Below are 3750 nucleotides of genomic sequence, written 5' to 3'. Positions count from 1 at the left end.
CCTCTCCCTGACTTCTTTTCCGCAATGTTAAGAAAGATGTGACTAATGGATAGCCTAAAAGGAGAGAGGTTTGAAGAGAGGTCAAAATTGCATACAAACGAGAACCGCTATAGATGATATTCATCCCACCCCAAGAAGAGAGAACAATTAGAATCTCTCTAACTGGGGTAGTATTTTCACTAGGTAATGTTGTACATCATCTATTGATGCATATCGCTATCAGCCCAAGCAAGTAAACTAAATGTTTAACCGCTAATTATTGCTGCATCGAGGATGTGCGAAAAATTCTGCTGCATACAGGAATCCGTGGCTGAGGCTTAGTTGCAGTTATATTAGCATTAGCAGCAGAAGAGTTATTCGCTACCTCAGAGAGGATAGATGCTTTGCCATTAGTAGAATTGGCAAAATCACTCAATTGGATAGCGGAAGGTGAATTTGAAGATATAGAACTAATATTATCAGTATTTTGACTGTTGGTTTTTACCGGAGTTTCAGCTTGACATGGAGTAACGATCAAAGTCGAACTTGTTCCTAATACCAGTATGAGAAATTGAGAAATATGTTGTTGCATGGGGATTGGTAAAATGGGTTGATAAATATTCAAAGCTTAAAGAAGTTGTGTTTGTTCTCAGTTAGAAATAAAACCGCAATTTCCCAATATAAATCATGACGCTGTTATCCAAGAAAACCTGATCACAGCGATTTCCAAATGAATAGACTACTAGCGCTTAGTACATTAATTCGCTAACAACCGAACATCTCTCGATCACCTTTCCTACAAGTCAAGGGAAAGGTAAACTTATCTTTCGTAAAAAGAAAGCGGTTATTTTAAGACTACTGAATCGGTCTTATAGAAAGTTGGGAAATAGATACACCTGGAATAATTGACGTTTTATCATCAACTAAGCCAGCACAACTATTAATATTTTAGTTATATTTAACTTGTTAGTAAAAGAGGAATGTTACTGAACTTTTGGAAAAAGCTGATTTAGAGAAAATCAACTCTTAATTCGCATATTTAACTAACTAAAGCAAAAAGTATATGAAATTTTAATAAAACCTGAGTTTGATGAAGTAGCTTTTGTAAATAAATACGTGTGTACGTTCACCAATAGATACTAATCTGACTATGTTAGGTAAATACTGAGAATATAAACCCACAGCTTCCCAACTTTTCAAATAAGTCGAAGATATTCTTTATTATGAATGATTTAGGATTACTAGATATGAGTTGCTCTGTAAACATCCAAAAACTGCAACCCTTTCCTATCAGACGAGCCAGCCAATAATCAAGCGATAATTTTTTGATTTATGTCGATATTTAAGGTTTACCATCTCATCACAAACTTTCAGAGCAGCTGTTCATTCACTCTAAATATTTCCGAGAAGAAGGCTTAGAACCGCAAGCCAAAAAGCAAAGCTTAAGCACAGCATAGTTAAAAGCTTCATCTTTCCCCAAGGATACCCGTACAAGTGATCGTAGCGATCGCCACTGCTTAAAAATTAAAAAGATACAAAAACCATACCTTTAACTGAAAATTTTGTATAGTTCTGAATGAGAGCAATAATTATTCTCATAATGAGAATTGCTGATCTAAATGTCAATTACTTTTTTTTATTAACGAATCGTGCCTTGAAGCGTCAGGCATAATTGCCTCCTGAAGATTTACGCCGCTGAGGTTAGCTCCCCTAATGTCAGCTCCTCTAAGGTTAGCTCCTCTGAGATTCGCCCCTGCCAAATTCGCGCCTCTAAGATTAGTCCAACTCAAATTAGCTTGACTCAAATCAGCTTCACTGAGGTTAGCCCGTAGCAGGTAAGCACCAGTGAGGTGAGCATTGTTCAGATTAGCTTTGTAAAGGTCAGTTTTATAAAGATAAGCCCCCAACATTTCCGCCTCGTACAAACTTGCCTCGCTGAGGTCAGCCGCAATCAAGTTAGCTTCAGTGAGGTTGGCAAAAGAGAGATTAGTCCGTATTAGCTTCGCTGCACCTAAATCGGCATCTCTCAAGTTAGCGCCTCTTAAATCTGTTCCAATTAGATTAGCATGAGCGATCGCAGCGCCTCTTAAATTCGCCTCACTCAAGTCCGCTCCAATCAAATTGGCATGACTCAAATCTGCCTGCGTAAGTATAGCACCACTCAAGTTAGCAACACTCAAGTTAGCATCACTCAGGTTAGCTTCAATGAGGAAGGCTTTGTAGAGATTGGCACTACTGAGGTCAGCACCACTGAGGTTTGCTCGCACGAGTAAAGCATTACCCAAATCCACCTTGTTCAAGTTTACCCCCTGGAGGTTTGCGCCTCTGAGGTTATCCCCTTGCAGGTTTGCGGCGCTGAGGTCTGGTTCAATCTGGGGATTTTTCTTTCTCCACTCAATCCATGTAACTGCACCTGCTTTCAGTAAAGCTAGATGCTCTCGATTTGCCATTTTCTCTCCTTTACTCCTGACGCCCACCCAGAGGATTTGCCCGACCAGCTACACTTTCAATCGCCGTTAATGCTCCCGCCGCACCTGCGAGAATATCTTGTTCTTTTCCACCTAAGTAAAGCCGTCCAAAGCTACCTACAGCTTGAACTTCAAGAATATTAATCGCCGCCGCTTTCTCAGCTTCATTCGCAGCCAGTGCGGCGTAAGCAGCAGGTTCCACTTCTAATACATACAAAGTTTGTCCTGCTAGTAGTAGCTGTCCCCGGCGGGTGCGATTAATAAGTTGTGTTTGGTAAGCATCGATGTTGCGGATAATCTGGCTAGAAACAACACGCGGTTTGAGACATTCTTCTCTTCGGACTCCCAGTAACTCCAAAATGGCTTGACCAGCAGCTCGCGTTTCGCCTTGGGAGCTAGAATGAACTTCCAATAGTCCGTACAGTCGTTCAACTACCTGTACTCCCGGACGGACGGAGGCAGCTTTCAGGGCTACATCCGTAATCTTATTAATTTCGATACCAGGAGAGATTTCAATCCACAGTGATGTATCCCCTGGTAATGGTAAGAAGCCTTGGGCTACTGTTCCCATATATGCTGCATGTTGAGGTTGCAGGCTGTCGAGAAATACGAAACTGCGTAGCTCTATTCCCAAGATTTTGCTCTCCAGTCATAAGGGTAAAAGTTATCTATTGCAAGATATAAGCGCCTAACTTGGGGCATTTTAGCCACAAGTCAAGGATGGAAAAACACAAAGTAGAAAAATTTTGCTGTCGATAAATCTTACGCCTGATCGTAATTCGTAATTAAGATATACTCCAAAAACCTTGTTATCAGAGGTTTCCCATCCGTTACCCTGCTGTTGAAACAATACATCCTTTCCTAATTTGGTATGAGAAGCACTTTGATAGTAAAAACCGCCTTGACAATTGTACAAGTTTTCTTAGACACAAATCACTGCCTACAATGCCCAAATCAAGCAATGCTTGGCTTCATTTACTGATAAATTTGATGTTAGGGACTGACAAATAAAAAAATATCCCAAAACTGACGCAAAAATCCTCTCTATTAGGACTTACGCACTGTACAAAATCATCATGATGTGCATTAACAAAAATAGGTTGTTTCAGGCTTTGATTAATTATTTTTTGATCGTAAATAGACCATGCTGTAGGGGTAAAGCGCAATGCTCATTGGTGTCAACTTAAGCCCAAACTGATTTAAAATCTCGTTTCCAGCCTCTGGCTGGAAATGTAGCTCCTGGTGGCTCTGCCGCAAGTTACGGAGGCGGAGCCTCAATGAGGGGCATTCCCAGTCGGAGACT

3 protein-coding genes are annotated in these 3750 nt (G+C 40.7%); all 3 read right to left on the bottom strand.

Translation table 11 applies throughout. The features are described 5' to 3' along the window. Positions 1-256: 256 nt before the first annotated feature. A complete protein-coding gene (locus HWQ41_RS22925; RefSeq protein ID WP_292767977.1) occupies positions 257-571 on the bottom strand; it encodes a hypothetical protein in 315 nt (104 codons plus the stop codon). Between the two features lie 1030 nt (positions 572-1601). Further along, complete coding sequence (locus HWQ41_RS22920) at positions 1602-2429, bottom strand: pentapeptide repeat-containing protein (RefSeq protein ID WP_292767974.1); 828 nt, start codon at positions 2427-2429, stop codon at positions 1602-1604. Between the two features lie 10 nt (positions 2430-2439). Beyond that, positions 2440-3081 (bottom strand): hypothetical protein, encoded by a 642-nt coding sequence (locus HWQ41_RS22915; RefSeq protein ID WP_292767971.1) that lies wholly within the window; start codon positions 3079-3081, stop codon positions 2440-2442. Positions 3082-3750 lie beyond the last annotated feature (669 nt).

Source organism: Nostoc sp. NOS(2021) (genome assembly GCF_017115025.1).
Classification (GTDB): domain Bacteria; phylum Cyanobacteriota; class Cyanobacteriia; order Cyanobacteriales; family Nostocaceae; genus Nostoc.
The sequence above is the reverse complement of the archived record's forward strand: the minus strand, read 5'-3'. Positions and strand labels throughout refer to the sequence as shown.

What these genes read in the sequence shown, in the direction of transcription:
- HWQ41_RS22925 (WP_292767977.1), bottom strand. Translation starts at nt 571, where the DNA reads ATGCAACAACATATTTCTCAATTTCTCATACTGGTATTAGGAACAAGT.
- HWQ41_RS22920 (WP_292767974.1), bottom strand. Translation starts at nt 2,429, where the DNA reads ATGGCAAATCGAGAGCATCTAGCTTTACTGAAAGCAGGTGCAGTTACA.